Source organism: Curtobacterium sp. 320, assembly GCF_031455235.1.
In the GTDB taxonomy this organism is placed as follows: domain Bacteria; phylum Actinomycetota; class Actinomycetes; order Actinomycetales; family Microbacteriaceae; genus Curtobacterium.
On the sequence record NZ_JAVDSI010000003.1, the window covers coordinates 285573 to 301946 of the forward strand.

Below are 16374 nucleotides of genomic sequence, written 5' to 3' on the forward strand. Positions count from 1 at the left end.
GGCGTCACTCCAGGTCGTCGGCGGCCGACGGGTCGACGACCCGGACACCGTCGACCTCGCCGATCCGGGCGATGAGCAGGGACCCCTCGGCACGGCCGGCGACGTCGATCCGGACCGCGGTGGCGTCGACCCGGTCGGTGTCCTGCCGCACGAGCCGGGCGACCCGCCACCCACCGGCCGTCGCGACGGCGAGCACGTCCGGCAGCACCCCGCGGCCGGCGTCGTAGACCACGTCGAGCGTCATCGACTGCTCGGCGGAGCGGGACAGCGCCCGGACGATCGCGGTGTAGCCGAACACGACGACGAAGTGCAGGGCGGTGACGACGAGTGCGAGCAGCCAGAGCCCGGCACCCGCGGCCATGCCGATCGCCGCGGTCTCCCACACCGCGGCGGCCGTGGTGAGGCCCCGGACGGCTCCACGTCGGGTGAGGATCAGCCCGGCGCCGAGGAACCCGACCCCGGAGACGATCTGCGCCGCGACGCGCGAGGGGTCGAGCACGACGTGGTCCGGCACGAGGACGTCGCTGAACCCGTACTTGCTCACGAGCAGCATGAGGGCCGACGCGGTCCCGACGATCGCCTGCGTGCGGATGCCGGCGCTCTTCGACCGGAGCTGCCGCTCGAGGCCGATGAGCGACGCGAGGGCGAACGCGAGCAGGACCTCGCCGATCTGGACCCACCCCTGTCCGGCGAGGGGCTCCGTGAGCTGTTGGATCGTCACGCCGACCGACGATACGCCGGCACCCGGCGGACGGGAGGCGCGGTGCGGGCCCGACCCGCGCCTCCCGTCCGTCAGCGGGTCGCCGTAGGGTGAGCGCGTGGAGTTCCCGGGGGAGGCGGCCGACGCGCGTGACGCGTCGACCTCTCCGGGGTCACCCCGGGGCACGCAGGACCAGCAGGACGACACGCCCCGAGCGGGACGGCGCGCTCCGCGCGCGACGCCGCACGGAGGCACCGACGGGTCCCCCGGGAACCCCACGCCCCTGACCGTCGTCGCCGGTGCCCTCGCCGACGCGTTCCTGACCGCGGAGCACTGGGGACCGGACGACCTGACCGCCGCCGGCTGGGCGGTGGTCGGCGTCGAGCGCGCCTACGTCGGGCTCGCGGTCGCGGCTGCCCTCGCGGCCCACCCGCGACCGCCGGTCGACGCACCGCGACAGCTCGCGGCGGTGCTCGAGGCGTCGCCGCGCCTCGCCGAGCTGCACCGCGCACGCGAGGCGCGCCGACCGGTCCGGGTCGTCGCGCGTCGGGCGACCGCGGTCCGGGCGCGTCCGGAGACCGCGAGCCGACTGCTCGTCGACACGCTGCCCGAGCTCGCGCGCGAGCTCGACCTCACCGTCGGGCGGCTGCTCTGGCTCGCCGACACCCGCTCGTGGAACCGGCGACCGGGGCCGTCGAGCCCGCTCCACCACCACCGCTGCGAGTGGATCCGTCGACCCGGACGCACGCCGCGGCTGCTCGAGAAGCCGATGGACATGCTCCGCCGGACGCAGCGGACGATCCTCGACGAGCTCCTCACCGCGCTGCCGGTGCACGACGCGGCGCACGGCTTCGTCGGCGGTCGGAGCGTCGTGACCGGAGCCGCGGCGCACACCGGGCGGCAGATCGTCGTCACGGCCGACCTGACGTCCTTCTTCGCGAGCGTCACCGCGCCCACCGTGTACGGCGTCTTCCGCGCGGCGGGCTTCGCGGAGCCGCTCGCACACGTCCTCACCGGGGTGTGCACGCACCGGGTGCCGGTGCACGTCCTCAGCGCGATGCCGGACGGCGGCAGCCCCGAGGAACGGCAGGCGCTGCGCGCGATGCTCCGGGAAGCCCACCTGCCGCAGGGCGCCCCGACGTCACCGGCGCTGGCGGACACCGCACTCCGGCACCTGGACGCACGGCTCGCGGGGTGGGCGGCCTCGGTCGGCGCGGTCTACACCCGGTACGCCGACGACCTGACGTTCAGCGGTGACGAGCGGCTCGCGGCCCGACCGGACGCGTTCCTCCGCGGGGTCGACCGGATCGTCACGGAGCAGGGACTCCGGCTGAACCCGTCGAAGACCCGGGTGCGGCGACGGGGCACGCGGCAGTCGGTCACCGGGGTCGTCGTCAACGACCGGACGTCGCCCGGTCGGCGCGAGGTCGACCGGCTGCACGCGATCCTGCACAACGCCGCCGAGCACGGTCCGGCGTCGCAGAACCGTGCTGGGCACCCCGACTTCCGGGCGCACCTGCTCGGGCGGATCGGGTGGGTCGAGCAGGTCCATCCCGGACGCGCACGTCGCCTGCGCGAGGAGTTCGCCCGCATCACGTGGTGATCCCGGGCCGTCCCCGTGCGGGTGTGACGCCGGGTTGCAGCGGGCACGGGCACGACGCCCGACCGCCGGTAGCGTGCCGCCATGTGCCCGAGTGAGATCCCGGCCGACGCCCGCTACGAGGAACTGATCGCGCCGCTGCGACCGGTGATCGAGCGGATCGCCCGCGACGCCCGGCAGCGGGAACGCGAGGAGCAGCTCGCCACCGACCAGCTCGGGTGGCTCGTCGACGCCGGGTTCGCGCGCTGGCGCACCCCGGTCGCGTGGGGCGGGGTCGGGGCACGGCTGTCGGACGTGTTCCGGGCGGTCGCCGAGATCGCCGAGGTCGACCCGAACCTCGCGCATGTGTGGCGGAACCACTTCTCGTTCATCGAGGACCGGGTGCACGCCGAGGGGAGTGCCTCCGACCGGGCGATCGTCGAACGCCTCGGTGGCGGGGAGTTCGTCGGCGGTGGATGGAGCGAGACGCCGAACCCGGCGGGAGCGGACATCAGCACGCGGCTCACCCCGGACCCGGACGGCGGCTGGCGCGTCACCGGCCGGAAGTTCTACTCGACGGGGAGCATCTACGCCCGGTGGATCACGGTGCTGGCGCTCGACGACGCCGGAGCACGGTTCGTCGCGCTCGTGGACGCCCGCGACCCGGGCGTGCGGATCGGCGACGACTGGGACGGGTTCGGCCAGCGGATCACCGGCAGCGGGAGCGTGACGTACACCGACGTGCACGTGCCCGACGAGCGGGTCCTGCCGTACACGACGCGCTACCCGTACCAGGAGCAGTACTACCAGACGGTGATGCACGCGATCCTCGTCGGCATCGGGCGCGCGGCTCTCCGCGAGGGGATCGAGGCGCTGCGCTCCCGGCAGCGCGGGCACCACAACGGCACGACCACGGACCCGACCGCCGACCCCGAGCTGCTCAGCACGATCGGCACCGTCGCGGCCCGGGTGTACGCCGCCGACGCCGCGTTCACCGCGAGCCTCGGACCGGTGGACGCCGCCGTCGACCGCCACACCGGACTCCGCGCCGCCGGGGCGGACCCCTCGACGGACCCGGTGCTGCGCGACGCGCTCGAGCGGAGCTGGATCGCGGTCGCCCAGGCGCAGACGGTGGTCACCGACGCCGTGCTCGACGCGACGACGCTCGTGTTCGACGCCCTCGGGTCGAGCGGCACGTTCCGCTCCCTGGGGCTCGACCGGCACTGGCGGAACGCCCGGACCCTGGCGTCGCACAACCCGCGCGTGCACAAGCGGCGCATCGTCGGGGACCTGCTCGTGAACGGCGCCAGCCCGCTCGACCGCGTGTAACCCGCCGTCACGAGGCGCAACCCGACGACACCTGCACCCGCCGGGACCGCGCTGCCCCGTACGGTCGTCGGCACCGGCCCGCCACGGACGCTGGGGAGGCGACGGTGGCGGGCCGCTCTGCACGCGTACGGAGGGACCACCGTGACCGAGACACCCGCACCGACCATCGTCGCCGTGCCGGACGGCGACCTCGCCGCCGCCGTCGCCCGACCCGGTGGGATCGCCCGGCTCGCCGACCGGATCCGGGCCTCGGGCGCCGCGGTCGTCGCGATCGGCACCGACCGGTTCGACGCCGAACGCGGTCATGGCCACCGGCTCGACCCGACCACCGCGGCGCTCGCCCTCGGCCGTGCACTGCCCACGCACGGGCTGCTCGTCGCCGCGGCCCCGACCCGGGAGCACCCGTACAACGTCGCCCGCCGGGTGCTGTCCCTCGACCACGTCCTGGACGCCCGGGTCGGACTCGTCGTCGGAGCGCGGGACCACGGCCTGCCGGCGACGGGGGAGCAGCACGACCCGGCCGAGTTCGCCGAGGTGGTGCGCGGCCTCTGGCGGACGTGGCCGCTCGACAGCGTCGTCGGCGACCGCGCAGCCGGCCGGTTCGCCGACACGACCCGGATCCTCCCGCTCGACCACGACGGCGGGCCGGACGGGTACCGGGTCCGGGGGCCGTTGACGACGCCGTCGAGCCGGCAGGGCGAACCCGTCCTCGCGGTCTGGCACGACGTCGCACACGAGGGTGCCGACCTGGTGCTCGGCGGGGCCGCGCGCCCGCTCGTCCCGTTGCCGGGCGGGGCCGGTGCGTCGGAGCCGAGTCGCGCCTCCCGGACCCCGACCGGCCCCGGTGCCCACCGGCGGACGCTGCGCGACCTGCTCGGTCTGCCGGTCCCCGCGCCGGTCGGCGCATGAGCGCCGACACCGACGCCGGGCTCGTCCTCGGCGTCAACCTGCAGGGTTTCGGACAGCGGCCGGCGGCCTGGCGGACCCAGGACGTCGAGCCGACCGACCTGCTGACCGCCGGGTTCTGGGAGGACCTCGGTCGGACCGCCGAACGCGGGCTGCTGGACATGGTGTTCTTCGCGGACCACCCCGCGCTCGGCGACCCGAACGTCCGCGCGTACGGGCTGCTCGAGCCGTTCGTGGCGCTCGGGGCGATCGCCGATGCGACCACGCACCTCGGACTCGTCGGGACGGCGTCGACGACCTACAACGACCCGGTCGACCTCGCCGAGCGGCTCCTGTCCCTCGACACGGTCTCCGGGGGCCGTGTGGCGTGGAACGCCGTGACGACCTACGACCGGTCGGTGTCGGCGAACTTCGGCGTCGCGACGAACCCGGAGCGACCCGAGCGGTACGCCCGTGCCGGCGAGGTCGTCGACCTCGTGCAGGCGCTCTGGCGGTCCGCCGCCACCGGGGTGCCCGTCGACCACCACGGCGAGTTCACCGAGTTCGCGGGGGCGATCACCGTCCCGCCGTCGGCGCAGGGACACCCGGTGGTGTTCCAGGCCGGGGGATCGCCGCACGGACGAGACCTCGCCGCGCGCGTCGCCGAGGGCGTGTTCGCCGTCGAGCTGACACCCGAGCCCGCCCGGGAGCACTACCGCGCCGTCAAGCAGGCGGCCCGGACGTACGGCCGGCGGGCGGCGGACGTGGCGATCGTCCCGGGGCTGTCGCTCGTGCTCGGCAGCACCGAGGCCGAGGCGCAGCGGCGGTTCGACGAGCTCGAGGCCCTCGCCCCGGACGGCTACTCGCTGCGGGCGCTCGGGACGCACCTCGACGCCGACCTCACCGACCTCGACCCGGACGCGCCGGTCCCCGCGGCGATCCTCGACCGCGAGGTCGACCCCGTCACCTACGGCCCCTCGCTCGGGTACCACGAGACCGTCGTGCGCTGGGTCCGCGCGCACAACACGTCCCTGCGGGAGGTCCTGCGCGGCTTCGGTGGCTACGGCGCCCGGATCGTCGTCGGCACGCCGGAGCAGGCCGCCGACACCATCGAGGAGTGGTACCGGACCGGGGCCGCCGACGGCTTCAACCTGATGATCGACGAGTTCCCGCGCGGCCTCGAGACCGTGGTCGACGAGCTCGTGCCGATCCTGCAGCGGCACGGTGTGTTCCACCGCGAGTACGAGGACGTCACGTTGCGCGGGCGGCTCGGTGCGCGGGCGCGCGGGCTGTAGGGCGCCCGCCGCGTGACGCCGTGTGACGTGGCGACCAGGCCCGCCGCGTCACACGGGGCAACGCCCGGTCACGCTCCGCAACACCCGTCGTGCCCGGGCCCGGTCGGTCATAGCGTCGCCACCATGACCGACTACCTCGACCGCGAGCACGACAAGACCTTCACGAAGGTCTACAAGCAGCAGACCCCGGACATCCTCTCGGCCTTCGTGCAGTTCGACGAGTCGGTGTTCCGGGCCGAGGGTCGCGAGATCCCGCTGAAGTACCGGGAGCTCATCGCACTGGCGGTCGGCATCACCACGCAGTGCGTCTACTGCATCGACGGCCACAGCCAGCGCGCGGTCACGGCCGGCGCGAACGAGGCCGAGCTCGCCGAGGCCGCCTGGGTCGCCACGGCCATCCGCGCCGGCGGCGGGTTCGCCCACGGCCGCCTCGGCTTCAAGTTCGGCGCCGACGCCGCGGCTCCCTCCGACTCCGCGACGTCCGCGTCGCACCAGCACTGACCACCGACCACACCCGACGGAAGCGCACCCCATGCCCGACCGCATCACCCTCGTCACCGCCCTGCAGGGCGCCGGCTGGCACCCCGCCGCCTGGCGCACCGCCGGCCCCGCGGCGCAGCGCCTCACCAGCCTCCGGCACTGGCGCGACGTCGTCGTGGAGCAGGACCGCCTCGGCGTCGACGCCGTCACGATCGAGGACTCCTTCACCGCCGGTCCGGTGGACGCGGCGGGCGACCTCGACACGAGCACGGTCGTCGGCCGCCTCGACGCCCTCCTCGTCGCGAACGCGGTCGCCCCCGCGACGCGCGCGCTCGGTCTGGTGCCGACGGTCTCGGTGACGCACACCGAACCGTTCCACGTCGCCACGGGCCTCCAGACCCTCGACCACGTCTCGCAGGGGCGAGCCGGGTGGCGGATCCAGGTGAGCCCGACGCCCCGCGAAGCAGCGCTCTTCGGGCGCCGTCCCGGCGGCGACGAGGCGTCCGTCCTCTTCGACGAGGCGTCCGTCCTCTTCGACGAGGCGCGCGAGGTCGCCGAGGTCGTCTCGCGACTCTGGGACAGCTGGGACGACGACGCGATCATCCGTGACGTGGCCACCGGCCGGTTCATCGACCGCGACCGCATCCACAACGCCGAGTTCGCGGGGTCCTTCGTCTCGGTCCACGGCGCGTCGATCGTGCCGCGGTCGCCGCAGGGCCGCCCGCCGGTCTTCTCGCTGGCGCACCGCGCCGACGCGGCCGAATTCGCGGTGGACGCTGCGGACGTCGTGCTGGTCACGCCCGGCCACGAGGGACGGGAGGCGCGGGACCTGCTGTCGGAGATCCGTCACCTCGAGCAGGAGGCCGGCTCGGACGTCCGTCGTCCGGTCCTCGCCGACCTCGCGGTGCTCATCGGGTCGTCGTCGGCCGCCGCCACCGACGCGCTGGCCGCGCTCGACACGGCAGCCGGTGCCCCGTTCGCGTCGACGTCCGACACGTCCGTGCTGGCGACGACCGTGCCCGAGCTCGTGACGCTCATCGGAGACCTGCGGGACCTCGGGTTCGCCGGTGTCCGGCTCCGCCCGCTGCGCATCCCGCTCGACTCCACGGCGATCTCCCGCGAGCTCGTCCCCGCGCTCGTCACGGCCGGCCTCCGAGCCGACGTGGCCTCGCGTCCCACCGCCGACCTGCGCACGCGGCTCGGCATCGCTCCGGCGGTCAGCCGGTACGCGTCCGCATCCGCCCCCGTGGAGGTCCCAGCATGAGCGCCAAGCGTCAGGTCCACCTCGCCGCCCACTTCCCGGGCGTCAACAACACCACGATCTGGAGCGACGACCGGGCCGAGAGCCAGATCGCGTTCTCGTCGTTCGAGCACTTCGCCCGGAACGCCGAGCGCGGGCTGTTCGACTACCTGTTCCTCGCCGAGGGCCTGCGGCTCCGCGAGCAGAAGGGGCGCATCCACGACCTCGACGTCGTCGGGCGCCCGAACACGCTCGCGGTCCTCGCCGCCCTCGCCGGGGTCACCGAGCACATCGGGCTCGTCGGCACGCTGCAGACCACGTTCAACGAGCCGCTCGAACTCGCAAAGCAGCTGGCGACGCTCGACCACCTCACCGACGGACGCGCCGGCTGGAACGTCGTGACCAGCTCGGACGCGTTCCACGGCGCGAACTTCCGTCGTGGCGGGTTCCTGGACCACGCCGACCGGTACACGCGGGCGGCGGAGTTCATCGAGCTGTCCCGCGAGCTCTGGGACTCGTGGGAGTCCGACGCCGTCGTGGCCTCGGGCGTGTTCGCCGACCGCTCCCGGATCCGCGACGTCGACCACCACGGGCCGCAGTTCGACGTGACCGGGACGTTCCCGGTGCCTCGGAGCCCGCAGGGGCACCCGGTGGTCGTGCAGGCCGGCGACTCCGACGAGGGGCGCGACCTCGCCGCGGCGCACGCCGAGGTGATCTTCTCGCTGCACACCGAGTTCGACGACGCGAAGTCCTACTACGACGACGTCACGGCGCGCCTCGAGCGCGTCGGCCGTTCGAAGGACGAGCTGCACATCCTGCCCGCGTCGACCTTCGTCCTCGGAGACACCGCCGCGGACGCCGCAGAGCGGGCCCGCGCGATCCAGCGCGCCCAGGTCAGCCCGGCAACGGCGATCGCGTTCCTCGAGCAGGTGTGGAACCGCGACCTGTCCGGGTACGACGTGGACGGCCCGCTGCCCGACGTCGAGCCGGACCTCGAGGGCGCCGCGATCACCCGCGGCCGCGCACGGCACACCCGCGACGTGCCGGCACTCGTGCGGTCGTGGCGCGACCGCGCCGAGGCCGAGCACCTGTCCATCCGCGAGCTCGTCATCGCGGTGTCGACGCGCGGCGGGTTCGTCGGGACGCCGTCCCACATCGCGGCCGAGATCGACCGGTACGTCCAGGAACGTGCGACGGACGGCTTCGTCGTGGTCCCGCACACCAACCCGTACGGCCTCGACGAGTTCGTCGACACGGTCGTCCCGCTGCTGCAGGAGCGCGGCGTCTACCGGGAGTCCTACACCGAGGGCGCGACGCTCCGCGAGACGCTCGGTCTGCCCGGGACCATCCGGGACCGCCGGGGGGTGCTCGCGTGACGGTGCGCAGCCTGTCGATCCTCGTGCCGGGGAACTTCGCGGACGACGCACCCGTCGACGGCCTCGAGGCCACGCTCGACCTCTTCGCCACGGCGGAGCGGCTCGGCGTCGACGGCGCCTGGGTCCGGCACCGTCACCTCGAGCACGGCATCGGGTCGGCGGCGGTGTTCCTCGCCGCGGCCTCGCAGCGCACGAGCGCGATCGAGCTCGGGGTCGCCGTCGTGCCGATCGGGTGGGAGAGCCCGTTCCGCCTCGCCGAGGACTTCTCGCTCGCCGACGTCCTGTCGCACGGGCGGGTCCAGGTCGGGCTGTCGACCAGCGCCCCGCACGAGGACATCCTCGGCGACCTGGTGTTCGACGGCGACTGGCGCTCCTTCGACCGCGGCTACGGACGGGTCACCCGATTCGTCGACAACCTGCGCGGGGACTTCCTCGGCGGGGACGACACGGTCATCCAGAGCCCCGGCAACCTCCAGCGCCCGCGGCTGCAGCCGTACGCACCGGGGCTCGTCGACCGGGTCTGGTACGGCGGGGGATCGCTCCGGTCGGCCGCCTTCGCGGGCAGCGCCGGGCTCAACCTGCTCATCGGCAACCTCACCTCGGGCGAGGGCACGGACGACTACGGCACCGCCCAGCGGAACCAGCTCGCCGCCTACCGCGCCGCGCTCCCGTCCGGCCGGACACCCCGCGTCGCCTGGGGACGATGCGTCGTCCCGACGGACTCGGCCGACCGTATCTCGCGCGAGCGCTACCGGACCTGGTACGAGTCGCGTCTCGACCGGCAGAGGGCACCGCAGGGTCCGCGGCGCACCCTGTTCTCGGCGGACCTCGTCGGACCGGCCGAGCAGATCGTCGAGCAGCTCGTCCGGGACGCCACGCTCGCCGAGGTCGACGAGTTCCGCGTCGAGCTGCCGTACGAGTTCGCCGGCGACGAGTACGAGCAGATCGTGTCGGACGTCGTCTCGAGGGTCGCGCCGGCCCTCGGGTGGGCACCAGCGCGGACGGTGGTGGCGGCGTGACCCGGTACGTGCTCTCGCGCATCGGGCAGGCGGTGCTCGTGCTCTGGGCGGCGTGGACGATCTCCTTCTTCGTCCTCTACGTCCTGCCGAGCGACCCCGCACGGATCATGCTCGGTCCGGACGCCACCGACGTGACGCAGGCGCAGCTCGACGCCCTCCGCCACCAGTACGGACTCGACCAGCCCGTGCTCGTGCAGTACTTCCAGCACCTCGGTTCGCTGCTCACGGGCGACCTCGGCCGCTCGATCGGCGTCGGACGACCCGTCACCGAGGTCATCGGCGAGGCCGTCGGTCCCACCGCGCAGATCGCCGTCGTCGGCCTGCTGCTCGCGATCGTGTTCGGCGGCGGGCTCGCGGTCCTCGCCACGTGGACCCGCAACCGCGCCCTCGGGCAGTTCCTGCTGCAGCTGCCGCCGGTCGGTGTCGCCGTCCCGGGCTTCTGGTTCGCCCTGCTGCTCGTGCAGTGGTTCTCGTTCGGCCTGCACGTGTTCCCGGCGTTCGGCGGCGAGGGACCGTCGTCGGTCGTCCTCCCCGCGATCACCCTGGCGCTGCCGACCGGCGCGACGATCGCCCAGCTGCTGTCGAAGTCCCTGGTCGCGACGCTCCGTGAGCCGTACGTCGACACCGCGTACGCCAAGGGCGCCGGACGCTGGCGGGTGCAGCTCCGGCACGCGCTGAAGAACGCCGCGCTGCCGGCCCTCACCGTGACCGGCCTCATCGTCGGACAGTTGTTCTCCGGCACCGTCGTCACCGAGACGGTGTTCTCCCGCCCGGGCCTCGGCCGCGTCACCGCGACCGCCGTGCAGGGGCAGGACATCCCCGTCGTCCAGGGCATCGTGCTCGTCGCCGCGGCGATCTTCGTCGTCGCGAACCTCGTCGTCGACCTCGTGTACCCGCTCCTCGACCCGCGTGTCGTCCTGGCCGGGAGCCGCCGGAAGCTCCGGGAGCAGGACGGCCCGACACCGGGCAGCGGCACGGGCGACGCCCCCAGTGCCACCACGGGCACCACCGCCCCGACACCCCAGGGAGTCCCCGCATGACCGAGACCACGCAGCTCGCGATCGGCCGTCCCGCGTCGCTCGTCTCCGACCGCGTCCCCGGCGGCGCGACCGCACTCCGGGGCGTCGTCGCCCGGCCGACCCTCACGCTCGCCGTGCTCTGGCTCGCCCTGGTCGTCCTCGCCGCGCTGCTCCCCGGCGCCCTGACCCACCTCGACCCGCTCGCCGCGGAACCCGCCGTGAAGCTCACCGCGCCCGACGCGGCACACTGGTTCGGCACCGACCAGCTCGGCCGCGACCTGTACGCCCGCGTCGTGCACGGCACGGCGCTCACCCTGCAGGCGGCGATCCTCGCGATCCTCATCGGGCTCGTCGGCGGCTCGGTGGTCGGGCTCCTCGCCGGGTTCGTCGGCGGGGTGGTCGACACCGTGCTCATGCGCGTCGCGGACGTCCTGCTCGCCATCCCGAGCCTGCTGCTGTCGCTGACGATCGTCACCGTCCTGGGCTTCGGCACCGTGAACGTCGCGGTGGCGGTCGGCGTCGCGAGCATCGCCACCATCGCCCGGATCATGCGCTCCGAGGTCGTCCGGGTCCGCACCGCCCCGTACGTCGAGGCGGCCACGGCGAACGGGAACCGCTGGTGGCGGGTGCTGCTCGTGCACGTGCTGCCGAACGCGGCCGGCCCGGTGCTCGTCCTCGCCGCGCTCGAGTTCGGCACCGCGATCCTCGCCGTCTCCAGCCTGAGCTTCCTCGGCTACGGTGCCCAGCCGCCGGCACCGGAGTGGGGCTCGCTCGTCTCGACCGGCCGCGACTTCATCGCCTCCTCGTGGTGGCTGACGACCATCCCCGGTCTCGTCATCGCGGTCACGGTGCTCGCCGGCAACCGCGTCGCCCGGGCACTCGACACCGAACGGCGGGCCGTCCGATGAGCCTCCTCAGCATCCGCGACCTCACGGTCGCGTACGGCCACGGCCGGCACGCGCGTACGGCGCTGCACGGCGTCTCCCTCGACGTCGGTCGCGGCGAGCGCGTCGCGATCGTCGGCGAGTCCGGTTCGGGCAAGTCGACGACGGCGCACGCGGTCCTGCGGCTCCTGCCCGCAGCGGCCGAGCTGACGGGAGGCACGGTGCGGCTCTCCGGGACCGCCGCCGGTTCCGCGGACCTCGACCTGGTCACCGCGTCCGACGCCGAGGTCCGTCGTGTCCGCGGCGTCCGGATCGGCTTCGTCCCGCAGGACCCGACCGTCTCGCTCAACCCCGTCACGCGCATCGGTCGGCAGGTCGCCGAGGTGCTCGAGATCCACGGGATCGCGATCGGGACCGACGCCCGCCAGCGCGCCGTGGAGGAGCTCCGTCGCGCCGGGATCGACCGTCCGGAACTGCGCGCGGAGCAGTACCCGCACGAACTCTCCGGCGGCATGCGGCAGCGGGTGCTCATCGCCATCGCACTGATCGGCGACCCGGAGCTCCTCGTCGCCGACGAGCCCACGAGCGCCCTCGACGTCACCGTGCAGCGGACGATCCTCGACCACCTCGACCGACTCGTCGCCGAGCGGGGGACGAGCGTGCTCTTCATCACGCACGACCTCGGGGTCGCCGCGGACCGGGCGGACCGGATCGTCGTGATGTCCGAGGGGCGGATCGTCGAGCAGGGCACCCCCGCCGAGGTGCTCGGCGCTCCCCGCGAGGCGTACACGCGCGCGCTCATCGCCGCGGCGCCCAGTCTCGACGACGTGACCGTGTCCGTGGGGGCCGACCCGCGCCTCCCGTCCGGCGGTGACGACCCGCTCGTCGTCGCGACGGGCCTGCGGAAGTCCTTCGCCCGCGTGGCCGCCGTCGACGGCGTCGACGTGACCGTCCCGCGCGGCCGCACCCTCGCGCTGGTGGGGGAGTCCGGGTCCGGGAAGTCGACCACGGCGCGCCTCGTGCTCGGTCTCGAGCGCGCCGACGGGGGCACCGTCCGGTTCGACGGCGACGACGTGAGCGCCGCCCGCGGTGCGGCGCTGCGGGCGTACCGGCGACGCGCGCAGATCGTGCAGCAGAACCCGTACGCGGCCCTGCACCCGCGGCTGTCGGTCGGGTCGATCATCGCCGACCCGCTCGCGGCGTTCGGGATCGGCACCCGGCGGTCGCGTGCGGCCCGTGCGGCGGAGCTGCTCGACCTCGTGGCACTGCCGGCATCGGCGGCGGGGCGGCGACCGTCGGAGCTGTCGGGCGGCCAGCGGCAGCGCGTCGCCATCGCCCGGGCGCTCGCGCTCGACCCGTCGTTCGTCGTCCTGGACGAACCGGTCTCGGCGCTCGACGTGTCCGTCCAGGCGCAGATCCTCGACCTGCTCGCGTCGCTGCAGGAGACGCTGGGCGTCTCGTACCTGTTCATCTCGCACGACCTCGCCGTCGTCCGCCGCATCGCCCACGAGGTGTCCGTCCTCCGGGGCGGGCGCGTGGTCGAGCACGGCGCTGTCGCCGAGGTCCTCCACCACCCGCAGCACGAGTACACCCGTGCCCTGCTCGACGCGATCCCCGGACGATCCCGGCGCGTCGCACCCCTCACCCCCTCCGAAGGAGTCTCATGACCATCCACCGCACCCCGATCCGTCTGGTGGCCGCGATCGCGGCCGGCACCGCGGCGGCCCTGGTGATGGCCGGCTGCTCGTCGGGCGGCACCGCGTCGTCGTCCTCGTCGAAGCCCGTCGACGGCGGCTCGCTGACCTACGCGATCGCGAACGACCCGATCACGCTCAACCCGACCGGGACCGGCGCCGGCAACGACACCCTCGCCATCACCCGGCAGCTCGTCGACTCGCTGCTCTGGCAGGACCCGTCGGACGGCTCGCTGAAGCCCTGGCTGGCGACGAAGTACTCGGCGAACGCCGACGCGACCGCGTTCACATTCGACCTGCGCTCCGGTGTGACGTTCTCCGACGGGTCCGCCTTCGACGCCACCGCCGTGAAGGACACCTTCGACGACATCGCGAAGGCCGGGGCGTCCAGCACCGCCGCCGCGTACTTCTCGGGGTACCGGGAGACGAAGGTCGTCGACGACGACACCGTCGAGGTCGACTTCACGACGCCGAACGCCGCGTTCCCGAACGCCACCGCGTCGGTCGCGCTCGGCATCGTCGCGCCGAAGACCACCGAGACGCCGTTCGAGGACCGGGCCGACGGCACGGCCGTCATCGGGACGGGCCCGTTCACGCTGTCGTCGTACACGAAGAACACCTCCACCGTCCTGACGAAGCGCAAGGACTACGACTGGGGCCCGGCCGCGCGGTCGAACACCGGCGCGGCGCACCTGTCGAAGGTGACGTTCCAGGTCGTCCCGGAGGCGAGCGTCCGCACCGGCAGCCTGCAGTCCGGCCAGCTCGACGCGATCAGCAGCGTGCAGCCGAGCGACGTCGACACGCTGCGGTCGCAGTACGAGCTCGTGACCCGCGCCAACCCCGGGCAGGTGTTCGGGCTCACGTTCAACCAGAAGCGCCCGCTCGTGTCCGACCTCGCCGTCCGCAGGGCGATCGCGCAGGCCGTCGACCCGAAGACCGTCCGGGACACGTCCCTGAACGACCTGTTCGAGGTCGCGACGTCGGTGCTCGGCTCGACCACCCCCGGGTACACCGACACCTCCTCGGCGATCTCGTACGACCCGGCCGCGGCCGAGCAGGCGCTCGACGAGGCCGGGTGGAAGACCGGCTCCGACGGCATCCGCGCAAAGGACGGCCAGGAGCTGCGGCTCAAGCTCATCTGGATCACGAACTTCGGGCCGAACCAGACCTCGCTCGAACTCATCCAGCAGGAGCTGCGGAAGGTCGGCGTCGGCCTGACCCTCGAGAGTGGCACCGTCCCGCAGTACCTCGCCAACACCACGAGCGGGGACTGGGACCTCGCGTGGGACAACAGCTCCCGCGCCGACGGCGACGTCCTCCGCTCGAAGTTCTCGAGCGACGGCGCCCAGTCGATCGGCGCCGCCGACGGCACGCTCGACGCCCTGTTCACGAAGGAGCTCTCGCAGTCGTCCGCCACCGAGCGTGCGGCCACGTTCGCGGCGATCCAGGAACGGATCGCGTCGCAGGTGGACTTCGTCCCCGTGCACGAACTCACCAGCATCATCGCCACCACGAAGGACGTGCACGGCATCGCGTTCGGCGCGGACACCCGCCTCGACCAGCTCACCGGCGCCTGGACGGACGCAGCATGACCGCCGTCCCCCTGTCCGTCCTCGACCTCGTCCCGGTCAGCGCCGGGTCCACCGCCGCGCAGGCGCTGCACCGCACGATCGACCTCGCGCAGCACGCCGAGCGTGCCGGGTACGCCCGGTACTGGCTCGCCGAGCACCACCTCAACCCGGGTGTCGCCGGCAGCGCACCGAACATCGTGATCGGGGCCGTGGCCGCCGCGACCTCGACGATCCGCGTCGGCAGCGCGGCGACGCTGGTCGGCAACGTCCGCGGACTGCAGATCGCCGAGACCTTCGGCACGCTCGCCGCGCTGTACGGGCCGCGGATCGACCTCGGTCTCGGCCGGTCCGGTGCCCCCGCACCCGGTGCCCCGAAGCCGCCGTCGCTCGCCCCGCGCGAGGACGAGGTCGTCGACGGGCTGCTCATCCCGGCACCGTTCGACTTCCGGATCGCCCCGCGCAGCCGGTTCGCGCTGCAGGGCGAGCTGCTCGGTCGCGTGCCGGGCGACGTCGACCGGTTCGAGGGCGAACTCGACCTGATCCGGGCGCTGTTCGCCGGGACCTGGTCACACGACGGCGCGGTCGTCGAGGCGCCGCCCGCCGCCGGCACCCCCGTCGAACTCTGGATCCACGGCTCCACCGGGGGTGCGAGCGCACGGGCCGCCGGCGCGCTCGGCCTGCCCTACGGCGCGAACTACCACACGTCGCCGGGCACGGTCCTGGCGTCGGTCGAGGCGTACCGCGACGCGTTCCGCCCCGGTGTGCTCGACGCGCCGCACGTCATCGTGTCGGCGGACGTCGTCGTCGGCCGGGACACCCACGAGGCGTCCGGACTCGCCCTCGGCTACGGCCAGTGGGTGCACTCCATCCGCTCCGGCGTCGGGGCGATCGAGTACCCGACGCCCGAGTGGGCCCGAGAGCGCCCGTTGGACGACGCTGCGGCGGCATCGGTCGCGGACCGCATCGCCACGCGGTTCGTCGGCGATGCCGGCACGGTCGCGGACCGGCTCGAGACGCTGCGCCGCGCCACCGGGGCGGACGAGCTCCTCGTCACGACGATCACGCACGACCACGACGCGCGGGTGCGCTCCTACGAGCTGCTCGCGGCCGAGTGGGCGCGGCGTGCCGAGCAGGCGGTGCCGGCCGCGGTCTGAGACGTGGCCGGCCGACGGACGGGGGGGGGGGGGGGCGGGGGGGGCCCCCCCCCCCCCCCCGGGGGGCGGGGGGGGCCCCCCGGGGGGGGGGGGGGGGGGGGGGGCGCGGCCCCCGCCCCGCGCGCAGCCGGCGGGCGGGCCGCGCCCCC

14 protein-coding genes are annotated in these 16374 nt (G+C 74.2%); 13 read left to right on the forward strand and 1 reads right to left on the reverse strand.

Annotated features, from left to right (window positions below; all coding sequences use genetic code 11):
* Window positions 1-4 precede the first annotated feature (4 nt).
* Complete coding sequence (locus J2X60_RS06805) at window positions 5-721, reverse strand: MgtC/SapB family protein (protein ID WP_309886886.1); 717 nt, start codon at window positions 719-721, stop codon at window positions 5-7.
* Window positions 722-818: 97 nt separating this feature from the next.
* Here J2X60_RS06805 and J2X60_RS06810 point away from each other — a divergent pair, with 97 nt between their 5' ends.
* The 13 genes from J2X60_RS06810 (at window position 819) to J2X60_RS06870 (ending at window position 16225) form a co-directional block, all read left to right on the forward strand.
* Complete coding sequence (locus J2X60_RS06810) at window positions 819-2303, forward strand: reverse transcriptase family protein (protein WP_309886887.1); 1485 nt, start codon at window positions 819-821, stop codon at window positions 2301-2303.
* Window positions 2304-2384: 81 nt separating this feature from the next.
* The gene (locus tag J2X60_RS06815) at window positions 2385-3608 is read left to right on the forward strand and encodes an acyl-CoA dehydrogenase family protein (RefSeq protein ID WP_309886888.1); all 1224 of its coding nucleotides are present in this window, start codon (window positions 2385-2387) and stop codon (window positions 3606-3608) included.
* Window positions 3609-3749: 141 nt separating this feature from the next.
* Window positions 3750-4517, forward strand: coding sequence for a hypothetical protein (locus tag J2X60_RS06820; RefSeq protein ID WP_309886889.1), 768 nt, complete (start codon window positions 3750-3752; stop codon window positions 4515-4517).
* Window positions 4514-5788, forward strand: a complete 1275-nt coding sequence (locus J2X60_RS06825; RefSeq protein ID WP_309886890.1) for an LLM class flavin-dependent oxidoreductase — start codon at window positions 4514-4516, stop codon at window positions 5786-5788. Before J2X60_RS06820 ends, J2X60_RS06825 begins: the two co-directional genes overlap by 4 nt.
* 123 nt (window positions 5789-5911) lie before the next feature.
* On the forward strand, window positions 5912-6289 hold the full coding sequence (locus tag J2X60_RS06830; protein WP_070418756.1) for a carboxymuconolactone decarboxylase family protein: 378 nt from the start codon (window positions 5912-5914) through the stop codon (window positions 6287-6289).
* Between the two features lie 31 nt (window positions 6290-6320).
* Complete coding sequence (locus J2X60_RS06835) at window positions 6321-7532, forward strand: LLM class flavin-dependent oxidoreductase (RefSeq protein ID WP_309886891.1); 1212 nt, start codon at window positions 6321-6323, stop codon at window positions 7530-7532.
* Window positions 7529-8884, forward strand: coding sequence for an NtaA/DmoA family FMN-dependent monooxygenase (locus J2X60_RS06840; RefSeq protein ID WP_309886892.1), 1356 nt, complete (start codon window positions 7529-7531; stop codon window positions 8882-8884). Before J2X60_RS06835 ends, J2X60_RS06840 begins: the two co-directional genes overlap by 4 nt.
* Window positions 8881-9903: an LLM class flavin-dependent oxidoreductase gene (locus J2X60_RS06845; protein ID WP_309886893.1), complete on the forward strand. Its 1023-nt coding sequence runs from the start codon at window positions 8881-8883 to the stop codon at window positions 9901-9903. The genes J2X60_RS06840 and J2X60_RS06845 overlap by 4 nt, the downstream gene beginning before the upstream one ends.
* Complete coding sequence (locus J2X60_RS06850; RefSeq protein WP_309886894.1) at window positions 9900-10943, forward strand: ABC transporter permease; 1044 nt, start codon at window positions 9900-9902, stop codon at window positions 10941-10943. Before J2X60_RS06845 ends, J2X60_RS06850 begins: the two co-directional genes overlap by 4 nt.
* Window positions 10940-11830: an ABC transporter permease gene (locus J2X60_RS06855; protein ID WP_309886895.1), complete on the forward strand. Its 891-nt coding sequence runs from the start codon at window positions 10940-10942 to the stop codon at window positions 11828-11830. The genes J2X60_RS06850 and J2X60_RS06855 overlap by 4 nt, the downstream gene beginning before the upstream one ends.
* Window positions 11827-13473 (forward strand): ABC transporter ATP-binding protein, encoded by a 1647-nt coding sequence (locus J2X60_RS06860; protein ID WP_309886896.1) that lies wholly within the window; start codon window positions 11827-11829, stop codon window positions 13471-13473. The genes J2X60_RS06855 and J2X60_RS06860 overlap by 4 nt, the downstream gene beginning before the upstream one ends.
* Window positions 13470-15092 carry an ABC transporter substrate-binding protein gene (locus J2X60_RS06865; protein WP_309886897.1) on the forward strand — a complete coding sequence of 541 codons (1623 nt, stop codon included), beginning with the start codon at window positions 13470-13472 and terminating at the stop codon, window positions 15090-15092. Before J2X60_RS06860 ends, J2X60_RS06865 begins: the two co-directional genes overlap by 4 nt.
* Window positions 15089-16225, forward strand: coding sequence for an LLM class flavin-dependent oxidoreductase (locus J2X60_RS06870; protein ID WP_309886898.1), 1137 nt, complete (start codon window positions 15089-15091; stop codon window positions 16223-16225). The genes J2X60_RS06865 and J2X60_RS06870 overlap by 4 nt, the downstream gene beginning before the upstream one ends.
* Window positions 16226-16374 lie beyond the last annotated feature (149 nt).